The sequence below is a fragment of the Barrientosiimonas endolithica genome (assembly GCF_030296655.1).
Lineage (GTDB): Bacteria > Actinomycetota > Actinomycetes > Actinomycetales > Dermatophilaceae > Barrientosiimonas > Barrientosiimonas humi.
This window is the reverse complement of record NZ_AP027735.1, coordinates 2,889,675-2,908,549: the sequence shown is the minus strand read 5'-3', so window position 1 is coordinate 2,908,549 and position 18,875 is coordinate 2,889,675. Positions and strand designations below refer to the sequence as shown.

General features: G+C 73.3%; 17 protein-coding genes, 3 pseudogenes and 1 riboswitch. Of the genes and pseudogenes, 5 read left to right on the top strand and 15 right to left on the bottom strand.

What is annotated here, in order from left to right:
* Positions 1–5: 5 nt before the first annotated feature.
* Together QUE40_RS14770 and QUE40_RS14765 are read right to left on the bottom strand one after the other, a co-directional pair.
* A complete protein-coding gene (locus QUE40_RS14770; RefSeq protein WP_289231426.1) occupies positions 6–740 on the bottom strand; it encodes a hypothetical protein in 735 nt (244 codons plus the stop codon).
* Positions 737–901, bottom strand: coding sequence for a ribbon-helix-helix protein, CopG family (locus QUE40_RS14765; protein ID WP_142006546.1), 165 nt, complete (start codon positions 899–901; stop codon positions 737–739). The genes QUE40_RS14770 and QUE40_RS14765 overlap by 4 nt, the downstream gene beginning before the upstream one ends.
* Before the next feature lie 43 nt (positions 902–944).
* Between QUE40_RS14765 and QUE40_RS19870 the strand changes: the two genes are divergently transcribed.
* The gene (locus QUE40_RS19870) at positions 945–1,667 is read left to right on the top strand and encodes a pyridoxal 5'-phosphate synthase (protein ID WP_491018184.1); all 723 of its coding nucleotides are present in this window, start codon (positions 945–947) and stop codon (positions 1,665–1,667) included.
* Between the two features lie 585 nt (positions 1,668–2,252).
* Here QUE40_RS19870 and QUE40_RS14755 read toward each other — a convergent pair.
* Both QUE40_RS14755 and QUE40_RS14750 read right to left on the bottom strand, forming a co-directional pair.
* Complete coding sequence (locus QUE40_RS14755) at positions 2,253–2,996, bottom strand: DUF305 domain-containing protein (protein ID WP_289231425.1); 744 nt, start codon at positions 2,994–2,996, stop codon at positions 2,253–2,255.
* A pseudogene (locus QUE40_RS14750) lies at positions 2,993–3,351 on the bottom strand (thioredoxin-like domain-containing protein). The gene QUE40_RS14755 and the pseudogene QUE40_RS14750 overlap by 4 nt, the downstream one beginning before the upstream one ends.
* A gap of 57 nt (positions 3,352–3,408) precedes the next feature.
* On the opposite strand from QUE40_RS14750, the gene QUE40_RS14745 reads away from it, so the two are divergent.
* The 3 genes from QUE40_RS14745 (at position 3,409) to QUE40_RS14735 (ending at position 5,801) form a co-directional block, all read left to right on the top strand.
* Positions 3,409–3,705 (top strand): hypothetical protein, encoded by a 297-nt coding sequence (locus tag QUE40_RS14745; RefSeq protein ID WP_289231423.1) that lies wholly within the window; start codon positions 3,409–3,411, stop codon positions 3,703–3,705.
* Positions 3,706–3,816: 111 nt separating this feature from the next.
* On the top strand, positions 3,817–4,515 hold the full coding sequence (locus tag QUE40_RS14740; protein ID WP_142006540.1) for an iron-dependent transcriptional repressor DtxR: 699 nt from the start codon (positions 3,817–3,819) through the stop codon (positions 4,513–4,515).
* 200 nt (positions 4,516–4,715) lie between these two features.
* A riboswitch (cyclic di-AMP (ydaO/yuaA leader) is annotated at positions 4,716–4,892 on the top strand.
* Positions 4,893–4,895: 3 nt separating this feature from the next.
* Entirely contained in the window at positions 4,896–5,801 is a 906-nt protein-coding gene (locus QUE40_RS14735; protein ID WP_142006538.1) for a C40 family peptidase, read from the top strand.
* Positions 5,802–5,921: 120 nt separating this feature from the next.
* On the opposite strand, the gene QUE40_RS14730 is transcribed toward QUE40_RS14735, so the two are convergent.
* On the bottom strand, positions 5,922–6,668 hold the full coding sequence (locus tag QUE40_RS14730; protein ID WP_142006536.1) for an SDR family NAD(P)-dependent oxidoreductase: 747 nt from the start codon (positions 6,666–6,668) through the stop codon (positions 5,922–5,924).
* Positions 6,669–6,709: 41 nt separating this feature from the next.
* On the opposite strand from QUE40_RS14730, the gene QUE40_RS14725 reads away from it, so the two are divergent.
* Complete coding sequence (locus QUE40_RS14725) at positions 6,710–7,483, top strand: DNA alkylation repair protein (protein ID WP_289231422.1); 774 nt, start codon at positions 6,710–6,712, stop codon at positions 7,481–7,483.
* Positions 7,484–7,485: 2 nt separating this feature from the next.
* Here QUE40_RS14725 and QUE40_RS14720 read toward each other — a convergent pair whose 3' ends face one another.
* The 10 genes and pseudogenes from QUE40_RS14720 to QUE40_RS14675 all read right to left on the bottom strand — a co-directional run bounded on the left by QUE40_RS14720 (position 7,486) and on the right by QUE40_RS14675 (position 18,839).
* Entirely contained in the window at positions 7,486–7,992 is a 507-nt protein-coding gene (locus QUE40_RS14720; protein WP_289231421.1) for a DUF2505 domain-containing protein, read from the bottom strand.
* Positions 7,993–8,132: 140 nt separating this feature from the next.
* Entirely contained in the window at positions 8,133–8,849 is a 717-nt protein-coding gene (locus tag QUE40_RS14715) for a sirohydrochlorin chelatase (RefSeq protein ID WP_289231420.1), read from the bottom strand.
* Positions 8,850–8,877: 28 nt separating this feature from the next.
* Entirely contained in the window at positions 8,878–9,999 is a 1,122-nt protein-coding gene (locus tag QUE40_RS14710) for a uroporphyrinogen-III synthase (RefSeq protein WP_289231419.1), read from the bottom strand.
* Positions 10,000–10,005: 6 nt separating this feature from the next.
* Positions 10,006–10,803: a uroporphyrinogen-III C-methyltransferase gene (gene cobA, locus QUE40_RS14705; protein ID WP_289231418.1), complete on the bottom strand. Its 798-nt coding sequence runs from the start codon at positions 10,801–10,803 to the stop codon at positions 10,006–10,008.
* A complete protein-coding gene (nirD, locus tag QUE40_RS14700) occupies positions 10,800–11,171 on the bottom strand; it encodes a nitrite reductase small subunit NirD (RefSeq protein WP_289231417.1) in 372 nt (123 codons plus the stop codon). The genes cobA and nirD overlap by 4 nt, the downstream gene beginning before the upstream one ends.
* A pseudogene (nirB, locus tag QUE40_RS14695) lies at positions 11,168–13,785 on the bottom strand (nitrite reductase large subunit NirB). Before nirB ends, nirD begins: the two are co-directional and overlap by 4 nt.
* Positions 13,782–14,351, bottom strand: coding sequence for a (2Fe-2S)-binding protein (locus QUE40_RS14690; protein WP_289233099.1), 570 nt, complete (start codon positions 14,349–14,351; stop codon positions 13,782–13,784). Before QUE40_RS14690 ends, nirB begins: the two are co-directional and overlap by 4 nt.
* A gap of 207 nt (positions 14,352–14,558) precedes the next feature.
* A pseudogene (locus tag QUE40_RS14685) lies at positions 14,559–15,304 on the bottom strand (FAD-dependent oxidoreductase); the annotation flags it as partial.
* A 35-nt stretch (positions 15,305–15,339) separates the two neighbouring features.
* A complete protein-coding gene (locus tag QUE40_RS14680) occupies positions 15,340–17,463 on the bottom strand; it encodes a molybdopterin oxidoreductase family protein (protein WP_289231416.1) in 2,124 nt (707 codons plus the stop codon).
* Positions 17,463–18,839: an MFS transporter gene (locus QUE40_RS14675; RefSeq protein WP_289231415.1), complete on the bottom strand. Its 1,377-nt coding sequence runs from the start codon at positions 18,837–18,839 to the stop codon at positions 17,463–17,465. The genes QUE40_RS14680 and QUE40_RS14675 overlap by 1 nt, the downstream gene beginning before the upstream one ends.
* Between the last annotated feature and the right edge of the window lie 36 nt (positions 18,840–18,875).

Here is an 18,875-nt window from a genome sequence, read left to right as displayed (position 1 = left end):
GTCTGTCAGGCCGCGTGGACGATCAGCTCGACGCCGTCGGGGTCGGTGGTCGGCAGGTGGGCGCCGTGCTCCTCGGTGACGATCTCGCCGGGCGCGAAGCCGGCGTCGCGCAGCCGCTGCTGGACCTGCTCCAGCGGGGTGGTCGCGGTGAGCCCGAGCGTCACCTCGGCCTCCGGCGTCGGGGCCAGCCGCGCCGACCCGTCGTCGTGGTGCAGGCCGAGGATGCCGGCGCCCGCGGAGTAGGGGACGTAGAACGCGTTCGGCTCGCCCTCGCGCCGCAGCCCGAGCGCCTCGGCGAAACCGGCGTACGCCCCCTGCGGGTCGGTGAACCGGCACAGCGAGACGGTGATGCCGGGGTCGGGCCGGGCGTCGTGCTGCTGGTAGCCGTAGTCGTCGGAGTGGTCGTGCACGGTCACTCGCGCCCCGAGTGGGTCGGTGATCTCGACCGACCGGCCGAAGGCCTCGTCGACGACGCTCGCGGGGAAGCCGGCCGCGACCGCGGCGGCGGCCAGCGCCTCGACGTCGTCGATCTGGCCGCTGAACCCGGTCGACCCGGGCGGGGCGCCGATGTCGCTGGACGCGGCCGAGTGCAGCCAGACCTGTCCGGCGCCGGCGCGCAGCACCGCCCAGTCCTCGCCGCGGGTGGTCGTGGTCGCCAGGCCGATCGCCTCGAGGTAGCGCCGCATGGCCGGCACGTCGTCGGAGAACCGGATGCCTGCGATCGTGAGTGCGGAGGTCACTTCTTCTGCTCCTGTCGGTCGGCGTACTCGGTCAGCGCCTTCTCGACCAGCGCGCTGAGGCTGTGCTCCTCGTCGATCGCGAGGTGCTTGATGCGGGTGATCAGCGGCTTCGGCAGATAGACGTTGAACTGCGCCTTGGTGCTGCTCGCGGGTTCGACCATGCCGGAATGCTAGCAATATAGATCCGGCCGGGCAAGAGGTCCGGTGACCGGCCCGGCGGGGCCGGGGCCGACGTACGCTGGCGCTCGTGAACGAGGTCCTGCGCACCGACTACGACGGACACGGGCTCGAGGACGGGGTGATGCCGCCCGCGCCCTGGCCGTTCGTCGAGGAGTGGGTCACCGAGGCGCGCGAGGCCGCGCGCGAGCGCGCGGACGTGCCCGAGCCGGACGCGCTCTCGGTGGCGACGGCCGATGCGTCGGGGCGGCCGCGGGTGCGCACCGTGCTGCTGCGCCACCTGGGGCCCGACGGGTTCGGTTTCTTCACCAACCTCGGCTCGCGCAAGGGCGCGACCTCGCGGAGAACGCCGCGGTGGCCGCCTCGCTCACCTGGCCCGCGATGTTCCGGGCGATCCGGGTGTTCGGGCGCGCCGAGCAGCTGCCGCGCGAGACGGTCGAGGCGTACTTCCGCAGCCGGCCGTGGGGGTCGCGGATCAGCGCGTGGACCTCGGCGCAGTCCCAGCCGGTCGAGGACCGGGCGGCGCTGGAGCAGGCCTACGCGGCGTACGCCGAGAAGTGGCCCGACCACGGCAACCCCGACGACGTGCCGGTGCCGGACTTCTGGGGCGGCTACCTCATCCACTGCGACGAGGTGGAGCTGTGGGGCGGGCGCCGCAGCCGCCTGCACGACCGCTTCCGCTACGTGCGCGTCGGCGACGGCGACCTCGCCGACCCCACCAGCTGGGAGCTCTCCCGCCTCCAGCCGTAGCGCGGCGGTGGTCCCGTCTCGACGGTGGAGCACCGGAACGTGGACGGAAGTTCGGCGACGACCCGGGACCACCGAGCTCGCGAGGTGGAACCGGCGAGGAGCCGAACAAGAGGACATGAGACGGCCGGTTGGCGCGGACAGGGGGAACGCGCCAACCGGCCTGCGCCCGAAGGCGCTGCGCCCCAACAGGGGGTTTGGGGCGGGCGGCGGATCTCAGGGGGAGGAAACCGCCGCTACCTGCACAACGCTAGCGCTACCCGGGGTGTTCCTTCGACCGCTTCAGGGGTGGAAAAAGTTCGTGTCGCGGGTGGTGGTCGGTGTGGGGCGGTTAAACCTCTTGAGTCGGCGGGGGCGAGCGACTTACCGTGCAGGCACACGAGAGAGGAGGTGGTCCAGGAGTGAATTCTTCAAGGACGCGTGAGGTGGCCGCGCGCTAGCGCTGACCATCCGTCGGCACCTCCGGTGCCCGACCTAGGACGGCGCCGGCAATCCCAGCCGGTCACCGCAACCCGTGGGAGCACGACTCGTCCATCGTGCGCCCGTTGGCCCCGCCAGCGGAACCCACGGGTTGTCTCATGCCCGGAATCAGGCCGACGGCACCGGCGCGTCACGCTCGCGGAGCATGCCGGTCATCAGCCGGATCTCCGACTGCTGCCCCTCGACCATGGTGCGCGCGAGCGCGACCACGTCGGGCTGCTGGCAGGAGCTCACGCAGGCCTGCGCCATCGTGACGCCGGAGCGGTGGTGGGTGATCATCAGCTGCAGGAACAGCACCTCGGCGGGGTCGCCGCGCAGCGAGCTCAGCCGGTCCAGCTGGGCCTTGCTGGCCATGCCGGGCATCCGCCCGTCGGGCATCAGCATCGGCTCGCCGTTGCTGTGCCCGTGACCCGCGCGCTCCATCCAGGCCATCGGGGCCTCGCTGCGCGCCACGGGCAGCCCCCAGGTCTCCAGCCAGCCACGCATCTGGCCGCGCTGGTTCTCCTGGGTGGTGGCGATGTCGTACGCCAGCGTCTGGACGTCGGAGCCCACGCCGGCCGAGCGCACGGTCAGGGACATGTTGACCGCCTGCGCGTGGTGCACCTGCATGTCGCGGGCGAACCCGGCGTCGGCGCTGGTGTCGTCGGGCCACGACGGGCGGCCGACGAACCAGCCGGCGACGAACAGCAGCGCGGCGGCGAGCAGCGCGCCGACCCCGAGGAGCACCCGGCGCAGGCCGGGTCCGCTGCTGCGCTCGGCGCGGACGGTGTCGTCGGCGGGCCCGTCCGCGTCGGCGCTGCGGTCGTCGACGGTCGGGTCGGTCGGTTCGTGGGTCAGGTCGTCCCGACTCACATGCCGCCCGCGATCTGGCCGGTGTTCGGGTCGTAGCCGCCCGAGCACGACGCGCCCTTCTCAGGCGTCTGCGGACCCTGCAGGAAGTCGCGGATGAAGGTGTCGATCTTGGGGTCGCTCGCGCTGTTGAGGTGCAGCTGCTTGCCCCAGGCGGTGAGCACGATCGGCGTGGCCTGGTCGTTCTGCTGCGACACAAGCATGTAGCCCTGCTGCTGGCCGGCCTTGCTGCGCAGCAGGTTGACCTGGCCCTCGGGCAGCGAGTCCTTGTAGGTGATCCAGACGGCGCCGTGCTCGAGGGAGTGGACGGCGTACTGCGGGGGACCTCGCGGTCGTACACCCCGCAGTTGGCCCACACCGCGTTGTGGTTGCCGCCGACGGGCGGGGTCTGCGGGTAGTTGTAGCCGCTGGTGATGTGCTCGCGCGAGAGGTTGTTGTACGTCTTCACCTCGCCGACCGTCACGTTGCCGGCGGCGGCCTGCTGGGCGTCGCGCTCACGCTTGATCAGCCAGAACGCCCCACCGCCGAGCGCGGCCACCACGAACAGTGCCGCCACCACGCCGATGACCGTGCCCTTGTGCGAGCTGCGGCGCTGCTGGCGCTGCACCTTGGCGAGCCGGTCCTGGGCGCTCGCCCGGGAGGAGACCACCTCGTCGTCGCGCTCGTGGTCGCGCGTGGTGGTGCTGTCGTCGTCAGTCATGAAGGTCCCTGATCGCTGAGGCTGTCGGGCAGCCGCATTATGACGCGCCGACCTGGCAAGCGGGGTGAGGGTTACCTGGCACTGGTCGGCGCGGTGTCGGGGTGAGGTGGCAGGCTGGTGCCTGTGAGCGACCTGATCGACACCACCGAGATGTACCTCCGCACGATCTACGACCTCGAGGAAGAGGGCATCGTGCCGCTGCGCGCGCGCATCGCGGAGCGTCTGGGGCACTCCGGGCCCACGGTCAGCCAGACGGTCGCCCGCATGGAGCGCGACGGCCTGCTCACCCTCGCCGGCGACCGGCACATCGAGCTCAGCGAGAAGGGGCGCTCGCTCGCGACCCGGGTGATGCGCAAGCACCGCCTGGCCGAGCGGCTGCTGGTCGACGTCATCGGGCTGGAGCTGCAGTTCGTCCACGACGAGGCGTGCCGCTGGGAGCACGTCATGAGCGAGCGGGTCGAGCGCAAGATCCTGGGCCTGCTGGAGGAGCACAAGCTCTCGCCGTACGGCAACCCGATCCCCGGCCTCGACGAGCTGGGTGACGACGAGGAGCCTGAGGACTTCCGCGCCGGGGTGGTGGCGCTCACCGAGATCGCCACCGCCGAGCCGCGCGAGGCGTTGGTGCGTCGCATCGGCGAGCCGGCCCAGGCCGACTCCGACGCGCTCGCGGTGCTCACCGGCGCCGGGGTGCGCCCGGGGGTCACCGTGCTGCTGCGCACCGACGGCGAGCGGGTGCTCGTGGTCGCCAAGGACCGGCCCGAGGCCGACGGCGCGTCGCTGCCCAAGGACATGGCGGCGCACGTGTTCGTGGCCCAGGGCTGAGCCGGACCGGGCCGGGTCGAGCGGGGACGGCCGGCGCGGGCGTACGCGAGTGCGCCCATGCCGTTCCGCGCACGCCGTTCCGCGGCTGGCGCGAGGCCCGGCAGCGCGCGGAAGTTCCCGGTCGCGGGCATTTGTGACCTTCGTGTGACATACCCCAACCCGGTGTGTACCGTGGTCACGGCTCTCAAAGGGAGGGCCCCTGGGTGGCATCGCCGAGTCCTGCCAGCCGCCCGGGAGTGAGAGATCCGCAAGGCAGGAGCGGGGGACCCACTTCTGGTCGACCACGGTCGTCCTCGGGGTGAAGCCAGCAGCGCTGGCCGGGTGATTTCCTCCCACCCGAACCCGACAGCTCACCTCGTAGGCGCCCGAGAGGTTCACCCGTGTCTCAGCACACCCCGCGCGGTCGTCACCGCGCTCCCAGCCGTCTGTCATCCGCCGTCTCCTCGACCGCGCGCGTCTCGGCGGCCGTGGCCGTCTCCGGCGGTCTGGTGGCTGCGGTCGCCGCACCTGCCGACGCCGCCACCGCGGTCGGCACCGTCGTCCCGGGCGCCGCTCCGGCCGCTCCCGTCGCCGCTCCGGCTGCCCCGGTTGCTCCCGTCGCCGCCCCGCCCGTCGGCTCCGTCGCCGCGTCCGGCGCGATCGCTCACGGCCGCGTCACGCTGCCCCGCATCGAGTTCGCCGACGACCTGATCATCGTCAAGAAGGCGCGCAAGAGCGAGACCAAGAGCGAGCCCAAGCGCGAGTTCCGCTCCGAGCGCTCGGCCCAGCCGCAGCGCACCGAGCGCAAGAAGCGCGAGCGCACCGAGCACTCGCACGCGACCAGCACCCCCGAGCGGCGCACCACGACCGACCGCGACGAGGCTCCGACCCGCACGACGAGCCGCTCCACCGAGCGTCCGGAGGCGCCGAAGACCGAGCCGGCGCCCGCGCCGACCGCTCCGGCCTCGTCCAAGGGCGCGCAGGTCGTCGAGATCGCCAAGCGCTACATCGGCACGCCGTACGTCTACGGCGGCTCGACCCCGAGCGGCTTCGACTGCTCGGGCTTCACCAGCTACGTCTACCGCCAGATCGGCATCGAGCTGCCCCGCACCGCGCGCGCCCAGCAGGCGTTCGCGACCCGCACCTCGAGCCCCCGTCCGGGCGACCTGGTGTTCTACAACTACCCCGCGACCCACGTGATGATCTACGTGGGCAACGGCCTCGTGATCGACTCGCCGAGCCCCGGCAAGACGGTCCAGGTGCACAAGATGTGGGGTTCGAACATCAGCTACGGCCGGGTCATGTGATCCAGCCGTAGGCCACCGAGGGCCACCGACCCATGCCGGGTCGGTGGCCCTCGTGCGTCGGGTGAGGTGTCGTGCGTCGGGTGGGGTGGGCGTACGTCGACCGCGGGGGCGGGCCCCGGGTCAGGGGCGGCGGCTGATCCGCTGCGCCAGCACCGGCCACAACGCCCGCGGCGCCAGCCGGGTGAGCTTGACCGGGGTCGCGAGCCGGCCGGGGAAGGCGATCTCGCCGCGCTCGCGCTCGAGCCCGTCGCAGACCGCGCGGGCCGCGGTGTCGGGGTCGATGGTCTGCGGGATGCCGGGCAGGCTGCGCCCGGCGAACGAGCGCACCCCCACCGGCGAGACGGTCGTGACCCGGATGCCGTGCGGGCGGGCGTCGACGTCCAGCGCCTCGAGCAGGTTGCGCAGCCCGGCCTTGGCCGCGCCGTAGGCCTCCTGCGCCGGGAAGCCGCGATAGGCCACCGGCGCGATGAACCCCACGATCGTGCCCGCGCGGCGGCGCAGCATGTCGGGCAGCACCGCCCCGATCGCGTTGCTCGCGCCGACCAGCGACACGTTCACCACCTCGGCGAACGCGTCGCGGTCCCAGCGGGTGACGTCCATCGGGCGCGGGTCGGCGGCGGTCATCAGCAGGATGTCGACCGGGCCGAGCTCGGCGGTGATCCGCTCGGCCACCCGGTCGAGGGCGGCCGGGTCGGTGACGTCGGCCGCGAGGCTGAGCATCGCGCCGCCGGACACCTCCTGCAGCCGCTGCTCGGAGCGGGCGGTGATGGCGACCTTCGCGCCGCGCGCCTGCAGCTCGCGGGCGAGCGCCGCGCCGATGCCGGTGGAGGCGCCGACGACCCAGACCACCTGGTGCTGCAGGTCCATACGATTCCTTCCGCTCGGCCTCGGTCGTCACGCTAGTCGTGATGCTCCGCGAGGTCGCGCGCACCTACCGTGGGGTGGTGGGCGATCCGCAGGTCGTGGCGCAGGTGCGCGGGCTCGTGCGCGCCGCCGGCGACGCCGAGCGCGCGGCGGCGCAGCAGGCGTACATGCGCTCGTCGATGCCGTTCCGGGGGATCACCTCCCCGCAGCTGCGCACTCTGCTGCGGCCGGCGCTCGCGGTGCCGGTCGGGGACCGGGCGGAGTGGGAGCGCGCGGTGCGGCTGCTGTACGACGGTGCCCGGTTCCGCGAGGAGCGTTACGCCGCGCTGGGCCTGCTGCGGCACCGGGCGTACCGCGCCTGGCGCGACCCCGGCGTGATGCCGCTGGTGCGCCACCTGGTGGTGACGGGCGCCTGGTGGGACCTGGTCGACGACGCCGCGCACGTGGTCGCCGAGGTGCGGCTGCGCGACCCGGTCGGGGAGGCGGCCCGGCTGCGGGAGTGGGCGCGCGACCCCGACCGGTGGCTGCGCCGGGCGGCGATCATCGGTCAGCTGCGGGCCAAGGACCGCACCGACGCCGACCTGCTGCGCGACGTCGTCGACGCCAACCTGGGCGACCCGGACTTCTTCGTGCGCAAGGCGATCGGGTGGGCGCTGCGCGACCTGTCGACCACCGCGCCGGACTGGGTGCGGGCGTTCGTGGCCGAGCGCGAGGGGCGGTTGTCACCCCTGTCGCGACGGGAGGCGCTGAAGCGGATCGGTCCTTCTGCCGCGGCTCCTCCTCCGGCAGCTGCTGGCTCGTCGCCGCGGAGGCGGTGAGGTCAGCCGCCGGCCTGGCGGCGGTCGTCCCACTCGTGGGCGGTGCGCTCCTCGGCCTCGATGGCCTTGATGATCTCGGGCGAGCCGAGCTTCTCGATCTTGCCGCCGACGACCGGGATCTTGGCCTTGAGGTCGGCCTCGACGCCGACGCGGGTGCCGCCGCCCTCGGGCCGGATGTAGGTGATGCCCTTCATCGTGATGGGCTGACCCTTCATCGCGACGTCGAGCTGCCCGGTGCGCGAGCCGTCGGCCTGCGCGGGGCCCCAGTCGATCGTCTCGGTGACGTCGACCTTGTTGCCGACGACCTTCTTCACCAGCTCGGGCACCGACCCCGACGGCATGAGCCGCTGGACGACGACCTTGTGACCCTCAGCCGTGGGCTCGACGCGGCTGGAGAACTCCAACGCACCGGCCGCCCGGCACTTGTCGTCCTGGTAGTCGGTGTCGATCGCGTCCTCGTAGACCTGCTCGGGGGTGGACTTCAGGGACCAGCTCAGCTCGATCTTCATGCCGAGCCAACTTACTGTGTCGTAAGCGGATGCGCGAGAGGTTCGTCACATTGGTCGGTCCCGGCCCCGCTCCCACGCATGAAACCGGGTTACGTGCGTTTGACCCTGATGCATTGAGGTCAGACGAACGTAACCCGGTTTCATGCCCGGGGTGGGGGCTCGGCGTTATCCGGGGTGGGGGTCTCGGCGCGGTCGAGGATGCGGCGCACGACGACCGGGTCGGCACCGAGCGGCGCGGTCACCAGGTCGGCGCCGGCGGCCTCGAGCCGGGTGTGGAAGTGACCCTGGCCGAGCAGATAGGCCGCGATCGCGACCTCGCGCGCGCCCTGCTCGCGCAGCTGCGCGACCGCGGTCGGGACGTCCGGGGCAGCGGCCGAGCCGTAGCCGGTGACGACCGGACCGGCCCAGCCCTGGCGTACGACATCGCTCACCTCCTCGACGTCGCGCGACGCGTCGGGACGGCTGGAGCCGGCGGCGGCCACCACGACCCCCGCGTCGGGCGCGGCCCCCGCCTCGCGCAGGCGGGTGAGCAGCAGCTCGCCGAGGTCGGGGTGCGGGCCGAGCGCCGCGGTCGCCGACGCGCGGCCCGGGTGCGGCGCGACCGCGCGGGCGATGTCGACCTGCACGTGGTAGCCGCCGGACAGCAGCAGGGGGACGACGATGACCGAAAATCCTTGCGTGACAAGGGATTCCACGACCTCGTCGACGGAGGGTTCCTGGACGTCGACGTAGGCCACGGCGACGGTCGTGGTGGGCCGCTGCTGGCGTACGGCGTCGGCGAGGTCGAGCACCGTCTGCTGGCCCCGGGGGTCGGCGGTCCCGTGCGCGCACAGCACGAGGGCGGTGGTGTCTGCCATGGGGCGATCCTGCCGGGGGCGGCTGGGATCAGGCTGAGGTGACCGCGAGGCGATATCCGCGCTTGACGACGGTGGCCACCACGCCCGGTCGACCGATGCCCTCGCGCAGCCGTGCGACCGCGACCTCCGCAGCGTGCAGGTCGGTGGACGCACCGGGCAGCACCTGCAGGATCTCCTCGCGGGAGACGACGTCGCCGTCGGCCACCGCGAGGCGCCGCAGCACCGCGAGGCTGGCGGGGGACAGCGCGAGGATCCTGCCGTCGAGCACCGCGGCCGAGCGCAGCACGCGCAGCTCTCCGTCGGCCAGCTCGACCCGCAGACCGCGCCGCTCGGCCAGCTCGCGCACCAGCGCGCGCACGAGGGCCCCGAGGCGGAACCGGTCGGGCACCAGCGGTTCGATGCCCAGGTCGCGCAGGGGAGCGGCGGTGGTGTCGCCGACCGCGGCCGCCAGCACCCCGTGGTCGGTGTCCGAGCAGGCCTCGACGACCTTGGTCAGCAGGTCGGCCGAGCCGCAGGCGTCGAGGAAGGCGGCCGCGCCGGGTGCCGAGGTGAACACCACCGCGTCGCAGGCCCGGTCGGCGACCGCGCGCACGCTCGCGGCGACGGCCTCGGGGTCGGGTGCCGGGCCCCAGCGGTAGACGACCAGGGAGTCCACCTGAGCCCCGGCGGCGCGGAACGCCTCGTCCAGCCCGTCCGACCCGGCGCCGTGGTGCTGCACCGCGATCCGACGGCCCGCCACGCCCTCGCGCAGCAGCAGGTCGCGGATCTCGGCGTTGGTCTCGGACTCGGCGACCCAGTCGGCGGTGAGCCCGGCCGCCTGCAGCGCCCCGCGCGCCTTGGGGCCGCGGGCGACCACGCGCGCGTCGCGGAGCAGGTCGAGCAGGTCGACCGCGAGCCCCGCGGCGTCGGCGGCCTCGAGCCAGCCGGTGAGCCCGACACCGGTCGTGACCACGACGGTGTCGGGCGGGTCGGCGATCAGCAGCTCGGTGCGCGCGACGAGCTCGGGGTCGTCGACGTGCGGGACGATCGACAGGGTCGGGGCGTGGGTCACCTCGGCGCCGCGCCGCTCCAGGGCCGCACCGAGCTCCGCCGCGCGGCGCTGAGCGGTCAGGACGATGTGGCAACCGGAGAGCTCCTGCGAACCAGCCATGGGAGCTCAGACGCTCACCGGGACGGCGTGGGCGGCGTGCGCGTCGCCCAGCGGGAGGGCGTCGACCACGGGGCCGACGACGATCGTCGCGGGATTCGTGATCCGTTCTGCGAGAACGAGATCGGCGATGCTCGCGAGGTCTCCGCGCACGGTGCGCTCGTCGGGTGTCCAGGCCTGCTGCACCACGGCGACCCGCGTGCTGGCGGGGCGTCCCGCGGCGACCAGCGCGGCGCACAGCTCTCGCAACCTGCCCATGCCCATGAGTACCACGACAGTGTGCGGCCAGTCCGCGAGCACCTGCGGCGACAGCTCGTCGTGCCCGCTGACCAGCAGCACACCCGTGGAGACCCCGCGGTGGGTCACCGGGATGTCGGCGGCTGCGGGAGCCGCGAACGCGCTGGTGACCCCGGGCACCACCTCGCACTCGATGCCCGCTGCGCGGCAGTGGGCCAGCTCCTCCCCGCCGCGGCCGAAGACGTAGGGGTCTCCGCCCTTCAGACGTACGACGTAGTCACCTGCCCGGGCTCGCTCCACCAGGAGCCGGTTGATCTCGTGCTGCGGGACGGGGTGGTGGTAGGGCGTCTTGCCCACGTCGACGATCTCGACGTGCGGGCCGAGGTCGCGCAGCACGCCGCGCGGGGCCAGCCGGTCGGTGACGACGACGGTGGCCCGCGCCAGGTGGCGGTGGGCGCGGACGGTGAGCAGGTCCTCGGCCCCGGGGCCGCCGCCGACCAGGACGACCCGGCCGGTGGAGGCGCCTTCGCCGCGGGGGCGCGGTGGGGTGATGGACGTCGGGTGGCTCACGATGCCTCCTCGTCGGTGGTCCTGGGGACCTCGTGCGCCGGCCCGATCTCGACCTGCCCGTCGACGACGCGCACCGGCCAGGAGCCGAGCGAGACCGTGCGGTCGCTGAGGCAGACCCCGGTGCGCAGGTCGAAGGCCTGCTTGAACATCGGGGAGGCGATGGTCGGCACGGGCTCGCCGTCGACGGTGGTGCTGCCGACGATCCCGCGGGCCATCACGTTGGCGCCGCTGAACGGGTCGTGGTGGCCGACGGCGTAGACCTCGTCGGCCGCCACCCGCACGACCGCCACCTGGGCGCCGTGCACGAGCGCGGCGACGGCCCGGCCGGGGGTCAGCTGCGTCAGCGCGCAGACGCGCGAGAAGCTCATGACCGCACCGGGATCCGGTCGCCGGCGATGACCACGGGCCGTCGCTCGGAGTCGACCAGCTCGACCTCGCCGCGGGCAGCCGCGACCCGCTCGTCGGCCGTGGCCGGGCGCGCCTGACCGCGCTCGAGGACGTACTGCAACGAGGGGTCGCTCGTCTCCTGCGCGTTGACGAACGAGCTGAAGCGAGCGAGCTTCTCGGGGTCCTCGAGCACGTCGCGCCACTCGTCGGAATAGGTGGACACGTGGGCCTCCATCGCCGCGTCGAGGTCGGCCGCGATGCCGAGCGCGTCGTCGAGCACCACCCGGCGCAGCTGCTCGACACCGCCGTCGAGGTCGGCCAGCCAGGCCGCGGTGCGCTGCAGGCGGTCGGCGGTGCGCACGTAGTACATGAAGAACCGGTCGATCGTGCGCACCAAGGTGTCGTCGTCGAGGTCCTCGGCCAGCAGGTCGGCGTGGCGAGGGTGAATCCGCCGTTGCCACCGACGTACAGGTTCCAGCCGTTCTCGGTCGCGATCACCCCGACGTCCTTGCCGCGCGCCTCGGCGCACTCGCGGGCACAGCCGGAGACGCCGAGCTTGAGCTTGTGCGGCGAGCGCAGGCCGCGATAGCGCAGCTCCAGCAGCACCGCCATGGCGACCGAGTCCTGCACGCCGTAACGGCACCAGGTCTGGCCGACGCACGACTTCACGGTGCGCAGCGACTTGCCGTAGGCGTGGCCGGACTCGAAGCCGGCGTCGACGAGGCGGCGCCAGATCAGCGGGAGCTGGTCGACGCGGGCACCGAACATGTCGATGCGCTGGCCGCCGGTGATCTTGGTGTAGAGGCCGAAGTCGCGCGCGACCTCGCCGATGACGATGAGGCCGTCGGGGGTGATCTCCCCGCCGGGCACCCGTGGCACGACGGAGTAGGTGCCGTCCTTCTGCAGGTTGGCGAGCAGGTGGTCGTTGGTGTCCTGCAGCGCAGCCTGCTCGCCGGCGAGGATGTGCCCGGAGCCGAGGCTCGCGAGGATCGAGGCGACGACGGGTTTGCAGATGTCGCAACCGTTTCCGCCGACGCCGTGCCGATCCACGATGTCGGTGAACGAGGTCAGGCCGGTCACCCGCACGGCGTCGAACAGCTCGGCGCGGCTCAGCGCGAAGTGCTCGCAGAGCGCGGTGCTGACCTCGATGCCGGCCCTGCGCTGCTCGGTCTCGACGAGCTTCTTGACCAGGGGCAGGCACGAGCCGCAGCTGGTGCCGGCCTTCGTGCACGCCTTGACCTCCGTGAGGCTGCAGCAGCCCTGCTCGGCGACCGCGGCGCGCACGGCACCGGCGGTGACGTTGTTGCACGAGCACACGCCGACGTCGTCGGGCAGGTCGGCCGAATCGACCTGTGCGCCGGTGCTTTCCGGAGCGATGTACGACGACGGGTCGCCCGGCAGGAGGCGCCCCACCATCGGGCGCAGGGCCGCATACGCCGCCGCGTCGCCGACGAGGATGCCGCCGAGCAGGGTCTGGGCGTCGTCGGACACGACGAGCTTCTTGTAGACGCCGGCGACCGAGTCGGACCACACGACCTCCAGCGCCCCCGGAGCCGTGGCGAAGGCGTCGCCGAAACTTGCGACGTCGACCCCGAGCAGCTTGAGCTTGGTCGAGGCGTCGGCGCCGGGGAAGGTGCCCGACCCGCCCAGCAGCCGGTCGACGGTGACCTCGGCCATGGCATAACCGGGTGCGACGAGCCCCCAGACCGCACCCTCGACGCAGGCGACCTCACCGATGGCTGAGATCGCGGGATCGTCTGTGGCACAAGCGCCGTCGATGACGACACCGCCGCGCTCGCCCACCGGGAGACCGGCCTCCCTCGCGAGCTCGTCGCGAGGGCGTACGCCGGTGGCGAAGACGACCACGTCGGTCGCGATCCGCTCCCCGCCGGCCAGCCGTACGCCGCTGACGGCCCCCTGCTTGGCCAGCACGGCCTCGGTGGCGGCGCCGACGCGCACGTCCACCCCGAGCCGTCCGATGAGCCGGGCGAGCGCCTCGCCGCCGGCCGGGTCGACCTGCAGCGGCATGAGGCGCGGCGCGAACTCCACGACGGTCGACTCGGCACCGAGCGCCTGAAGGGCGCCAGCGGCCTCGAGCCCGAGCAGTCCGCCCCCGACGACGAGGCCGCGGACGACGTGGTCGGGCCGGTCCGCGCGCAGCTGCTCGACGTAGCCGCGCAGGTCGGCGACGTCGTCGATGGTGCGATAGACGAAGCAGCCGCGGTGGTCGGTGCCGCGCACGGGCGGCACGGCGGCGAACGAACCGGTCGCGAGCACCAGGTGGTCGTAGGCGAGCGTCTCGCCGGTCGACAGCCGAATCTGCTTGCTGTCCTTGTTGATCGACGTCGCGGCCACGCCCTTGCGCAGCCGCACCAGCGGGTCGGCCCACAGGTGGGCCTCGCCGAGGTTGAGGTCCTCGGGGTCGCGGCCGGTGAAGTACGTCGTCAGGGCGACCCGGTCGTACGGCGGGCGCGGCTCCTCGGCGAGAACGGTGACCCGCCACCGGCCGTCGGTGTCGCGCTCGCGCAGAGCCTCCACGAAGCGGTGCGCGACCATGCCGCCTCCCACGACGACGACGTGCTGGGGCTCGCTCATGACACTGCTCCTCGGGCTTCGGTAGACGTGACGCTAGGCAGCGCGTGTTTCTCCGGCTGCGCCGCCGTGTTTCGGGCGTGAAAACTTCTCTGCTCCGCGGGGGCGGTGTCGTCGGCGGCAGGCTCGGACCGCGACATCCACTCCAGGAGCCCCAGGACCTGGCCGCGGCAGCCGCCGCAGCCGGTGGTCGCGCGGGTGCGAGCGGCGACCTGCTCGACCGTGCGGTCGCCGTCCAGATGGGCCTGCACGACGTCGCGTTTCGTCACCCCGTTGCAGCGGCAGACCGTGGTCGCGTCGGGCAGCCTGGTCGGGTCGTCGGCGCCGGCCGCGGGGGTGTGGTCGGGATAGGGCAGGAGCAGTGCCGCCGGGTCGGCCGGCACCGGGGTCTCGCGCTCGAAGGCCTGGGTCAGGTCTGCGGCGGTCCGCCCGGCGCCGACGCAGGAGGCCCCGACGACCCGACCTTCGCGGAGCACTGCCTGGACGTGTCGACGCCGGGCGGGATCGTGGAGGGTCAGCACACGCAGCGCCGGGTCGGCGTAGGGATCCGCCGGCGCTGCCTGACCCATGGTGGTGACCTCGAGCCCGACGGCCTTGAGCTTGACGACCTCACCGGCCGTCGGTGCTTCGGCGGCCGGCAGGCCGGCGAGGTCGCGGGCGAGGCGGTCCGCCTGCGCCCAACCGGGGGCGAGCAGGCCGGTCCAGCCCTCGGAAGGCTGCGCGCAGTCGCCGATCGCGGCCACGGTCGCGTCGGACGGGCTGCGCAGGTCGTCGCCCACCACGACCCCTCGGTCGACGAGAAGGCCTGCGGCGGCGGCGATCCCGGCACGAGGGCGTACGCCCGCGCAGACGACGACCAGGTCGGTCGCCAGCGTCGTGCCGTCGGCGAGCGTGAGGCCGGCGACGTGCCCGTCGCGGTGGCGCACCTGCTCGACCTGGGTGCCGGTGTGCAGCGCGATGCCGAGATCACGCACGACCTGCCCGGCGGTGTGGCCGGCGTTCGTGTCGAGCTGGCGCTCGAGGACGGTGGGGGCCAGGTGCACCAGCGCCACCTCGGCCCCTCGCGTGCGCAGGCCGCACGCGAGCTCCAGGCCCAGCAGCCCCCGCCGACCACCGTCACGTGCGCCCGTCGGCTGACGACGGCCAGCAGGTCGCGGCAGTCGTCGAGCGTGCGCAGCGAGCGGACACCACCACCGGGAGTCAGTGCCGGGCCGGGGAAGGCCGGCTCGGCGCCCGTGGCGAGCACCACTGTGTCGTAAGGGATCTCGTGACCCTGGTCGGTCGTGAGGCGACGCCGGGCGCGGTGCAGCACGGTGCCGGTCACACCGGTGAGCACGGTGACCCGCTCGTCGTGCCGGGGGAGGGCGAGCCCGCCGAGCGAGGCCCGCCCGGCGATCACCTCGGACAGCATCAGGCGGTTGTAGGGCTCGTGCGGTTCGTCCCCGAGCACGGTGGCGCAGACGGCAGTGCCGGTGCGGTCGGCGTACGTCAGGAGCAGGTCGACGAACCGCGCGGCGACCATCCCGTGGCCGACGACGACGACGCGGTGCGCGGCGGTCACGACGCCTCCTCCGTCAGCGGGATCGACCGAGCGGCAACGACATCCACGGCGCACACCTTGAACTCGGGCATGCCGCTGATCGGGTCGGTGGCCGGGTTGGTCAGGTTGTTGGCCGCCTGGGTCCCGGCGAAGTGGAACGGCATGAACACCACCTCGGGTCGCAGGGTCCGCGACAGCCGCGCCGGCGCGGTGGCCGAGCCGCGGGCGGAGGTCACGGTGACGTCGGTGCCTTCCTCGACACCGAGCCGTTGGGCTGTGATCGGGTGGAGCTGGACGAACGCCTGGGTCGCGCCACGGGTGAGCTGGCCGATCCTGCGGGTCTGGGCGCCGGACTGGTAGTGCTGCAGCAGCCGGCCGGTGATCAGGTAGAGCGGGGCCCCGGGGCGCAGGTCGTCATCGACGGGCGCGGCGTCGACCGGGACCATCCGGGCGCGGCCGTCCGCCGTGGCGAAGGAGTCGAGGAACAGGCGCGGGGTGCCGGGGTGGTCCGGGCGGGGGCAGGGCCAGTGGATCGCCTCGCCGGCCTGCAGCCGCTCCCAGCTGACGCCGCCGTAGTCCGCGATGCCGCCGGCGCTGGCGCGGGCGAGCTCGTCGAGCACCTGCGCCGGGTCGGTCGCGAAGGTCGCCGCGCAGCCGAGCCGGGCCGCCAGGTCGTGCCAGATGCGCAGCTCGTCGCGGACACCGTCCGGCGGTCGAACTGCCCTGCGCCGCATCAGGATCCGGCCCTCGAGGTTGGTCATCGTGCCGCTCTCCTCGGCCCACTGGGTGGTGGGGAGCACCACGTCCGCGAGCTGTGCGGTCTCCGACGGGACGAAGTCGCAGACGACGAGCAGGTCGAGCGACCGCAGCCGCTCCTGCACCGCGGTGAGGTCGGGTGCGCTCACGGCGGGGTTGGCGCCGTGGACGAGCAGGACGCTGGGCCCGCTCGTGGTGCCGAGGCTGCGCAGCAGCTCGACAGCGGGGACGCCGGGGCCGGGGATCGAGCTGGCGTCGACGCCCCACACCTGCGCGACGTGCTCCCGCGCGTCGGGGTCGTCGATGCGGCGGTACCCCGGAAGCTGGTCGGCCTTCTGACCGTGCTCGCGACCGCCCTGGCCGTTGCCCTGCCCGGTGATGCACCCGTATCCGCTGCCCTCGCGTCCGCAGAGGCCGAGCGCCAGCGAGAGGTTGATGGCAGCGGTGACCGTGTCGGTCCCGTGGGCGTGCTGCTCGGCGCCGCGTCCGGTCAGCACGTAGGCACCGCGTCCTCCGGCTGACGGCGTTGCGGCGCAAAGGATCTCGGCGGCCCGCCGAAGCTGCTCGACCGGCACGCCGGTGGCCCGCTCGACGCGCTCGGGCCACCACTGCACGGCGGCCCGGGCGACCCCGTCCCAGCCGGTGACGCGATCCCGGAGATAGCGGGCGTCGACGGCCTCGCCCTGGATCGCCAGGTGCAGCAGGCCCAGGAGCACGACCAGGTCGGTGCCGGGGAGGGCCTGCAGGTGCAGCCCGGCGCCGTCGTCGGTCAGCGCGGCGGTGGGTGTGTGCCGCGGGTCGATGACGACGAGACCGCCGCGGGAGCGCGGCCCGGACAGGTGCTGCACGGACGGCGGCATCGTCTCGGCGAGGTTGCTCCCGACGAGCAGCACGGCGTCGGCCCCGTCGAGGTCGGTGAGCGGGAACGGCAGACCCCGGTCGAGCCCGAAGGCGCGGTTGCCGGCCGCAGCCGCCGACGACATACAGAATCTGCCGTTGTAGTCGATGAGCCGGGTGCCGAGCGCGATGCGAGCGAACTTGCCCAAGCTGTAAGCCTTTTCGTTGGTCAGGCCGCCGCCTCCGAACACCGCAACAGCGTCCGGACCACGCCGGGCCTGGGCGGCCCGGACCCCGTCGACGATCCGGCCGTACGCCTGCTCCCAGCTCGTGGGGCGCAGCTCACCGGACGCGTCGCGCACCAACGGGGTGGTGATCCGGTCGGTCGCGCGCAGCAGCGCGGGGGCGGTCCATCCCTTCTGGCAGAGGCCGCCCCGGTTGGTCGGGAAGTCGCGGGGCTCCGCCGAGACGGTGCCGTCGGCGGGGGTGAGCTGTATGCCGCACTGCAGCGCGCAGTAGGGGCAGTGCGTCTCGGTGCGCTCGCTCATCAGACCCGGGCCCGTCCGAGCTCGCTGCTGCTGCGGCCGTAGGCGAGCCAGGTGACGCCGGCCATGACGACGTACGCACCCACGATGACGAGCAGGGCGGCGGCCAGCCCGCCGGTCGCGCTCTGCGAGACGGCGAAACCGCGGGGGATGAGGAAGCCGCCGTACGCCCCGATCGCGCCGACGATGCCGATGGCGCCGCCCGCGACGGCACGCGCCGCCGCGATGCCGGCGGGGCTGCGGTCAGCGGCCGTGAGGTGGAAGACGACGGGGATCATCCGATAGACCGAGCCGTTGCCGACGCCGGTGAACACGAACAGCAGCAGGAACGAGCCGAAGAAGATCGGCAGGCTGCCCTGCTGCAGCCCGGCGATCGCCCCGAGCGCACCGGCCGCCATCGCGCCGAGCGCCACGACCGTGACGCGGGCGCCGCCGACGCGGTCGGCGAACCAGCCGCCGGCGGGACGACTGAGCGAGCCGACCAGGGCGCCGAGGAAGGCCAGGGACAGCGAGACGTCGGGGAACTGCGACTTCAGCAGGGTCGGGAAGGCGCCGCTGAATCCGATGAACGAGCCGAACGTGCCGAGGTAGACGAACGACAGCACCCACGTGTGGCGCATCCGCAGCGCGGCGGTGAAGCTCTCGCGGTTGCTGGTCGCGGCCGACAGGTTGTCCATCAGCCGCCAGGCCAGCACGGCGGCGAGGACGACGAGCGGGACGAACATCAGACCGGCGCGGTCGAGGGCGAGGCCGGCACCTGCGGTGATGACCAGCGGCACGGCGAGCTGCACGGCGGCGGTGCCGAGGTTGCCGCCAGCAGCGTTGAGCCCCAACGCTTTTCCCTTCTCCGCGTTGGGGTAGAAGAAGGAGATGTTGGTCATCGACGAGGCGAAGTTGCCCCCGCCGAGCCCGGCGAGCGAGGCGACCAGCAGCAGCACGCCGAAGGGTGTCTGCGGGTCGGAGACCGCCCATGCGAGACCGAGCGCGGGGAGCAGGAGGAGCAGGGCCGAGGCGATGGTGAAGTTGCGCCCGCCGAAGCGCGGCACGGCCAGGCTGTACGGCACGCGCAGCGTCGCGCCCACCAGCACCGGGATCGAGACGAGCCAGAACTGCTGGTTCAGGGTGAGGGAGAACCCGGCCGCATTGAGCTGCGGCACCACGATGCTCCACAGCGCGAAGACGCCGAAGCCGAGGAACTCGGCGAAGACGGAGACGACGAGGTTGCGCCGGGCGACCCGCGAGCCGTACGTCGTCCACTGCTCGCGGTCCTCGGGGTTCCACCCGTCGATCCAGCGGCCCGGTCGTTCGGCGATGCCGGTCGGGGTCTCGACGGGGCGGTCGAGCGTGATCGCGCTGCGCGCTGCCAGCTCAGAGGTCATGGCGTGGCGCCTTCCGCTTCGGCCCACCCGTGCGGT

Bases quoted from the DNA above. Each gene is read 5' to 3' on its own strand.
- QUE40_RS14730 (WP_142006536.1), bottom strand. From the start codon at position 6,668: ATGGACCTGCAGCACCAGGTGGTCTGGGTCGTCGGCGCCTCCACCGGC.
- QUE40_RS14675 (WP_289231415.1), bottom strand. From the start codon at position 18,839: ATGACCTCTGAGCTGGCAGCGCGCAGCGCGATCACGCTCGACCGCCCC.
- nirD (WP_289231417.1), bottom strand. From the start codon at position 11,171: ATGAGCTTCTCGCGCGTCTGCGCGCTGACGCAGCTGACCCCCGGCCGG.
- QUE40_RS14720 (WP_289231421.1), bottom strand. From the start codon at position 7,992: ATGAAGATCGAGCTGAGCTGGTCCCTGAAGTCCACCCCCGAGCAGGTC.
- QUE40_RS14680 (WP_289231416.1), bottom strand. From the start codon at position 17,463: ATGAGCGAGCGCACCGAGACGCACTGCCCCTACTGCGCGCTGCAGTGC.
- QUE40_RS14715 (WP_289231420.1), bottom strand. From the start codon at position 8,849: ATGGCAGACACCACCGCCCTCGTGCTGTGCGCGCACGGGACCGCCGAC.
- QUE40_RS14690 (WP_289233099.1), bottom strand. From the start codon at position 14,351: ATGGGTCAGGCAGCGCCGGCGGATCCCTACGCCGACCCGGCGCTGCGT.
- QUE40_RS14765 (WP_142006546.1), bottom strand. From the start codon at position 901: ATGGTCGAACCCGCGAGCAGCACCAAGGCGCAGTTCAACGTCTATCTG.
- QUE40_RS14710 (WP_289231419.1), bottom strand. From the start codon at position 9,999: ATGGCTGGTTCGCAGGAGCTCTCCGGTTGCCACATCGTCCTGACCGCT.
- QUE40_RS14725 (WP_289231422.1), top strand. From the start codon at position 6,710: ATGCTCCGCGAGGTCGCGCGCACCTACCGTGGGGTGGTGGGCGATCCG.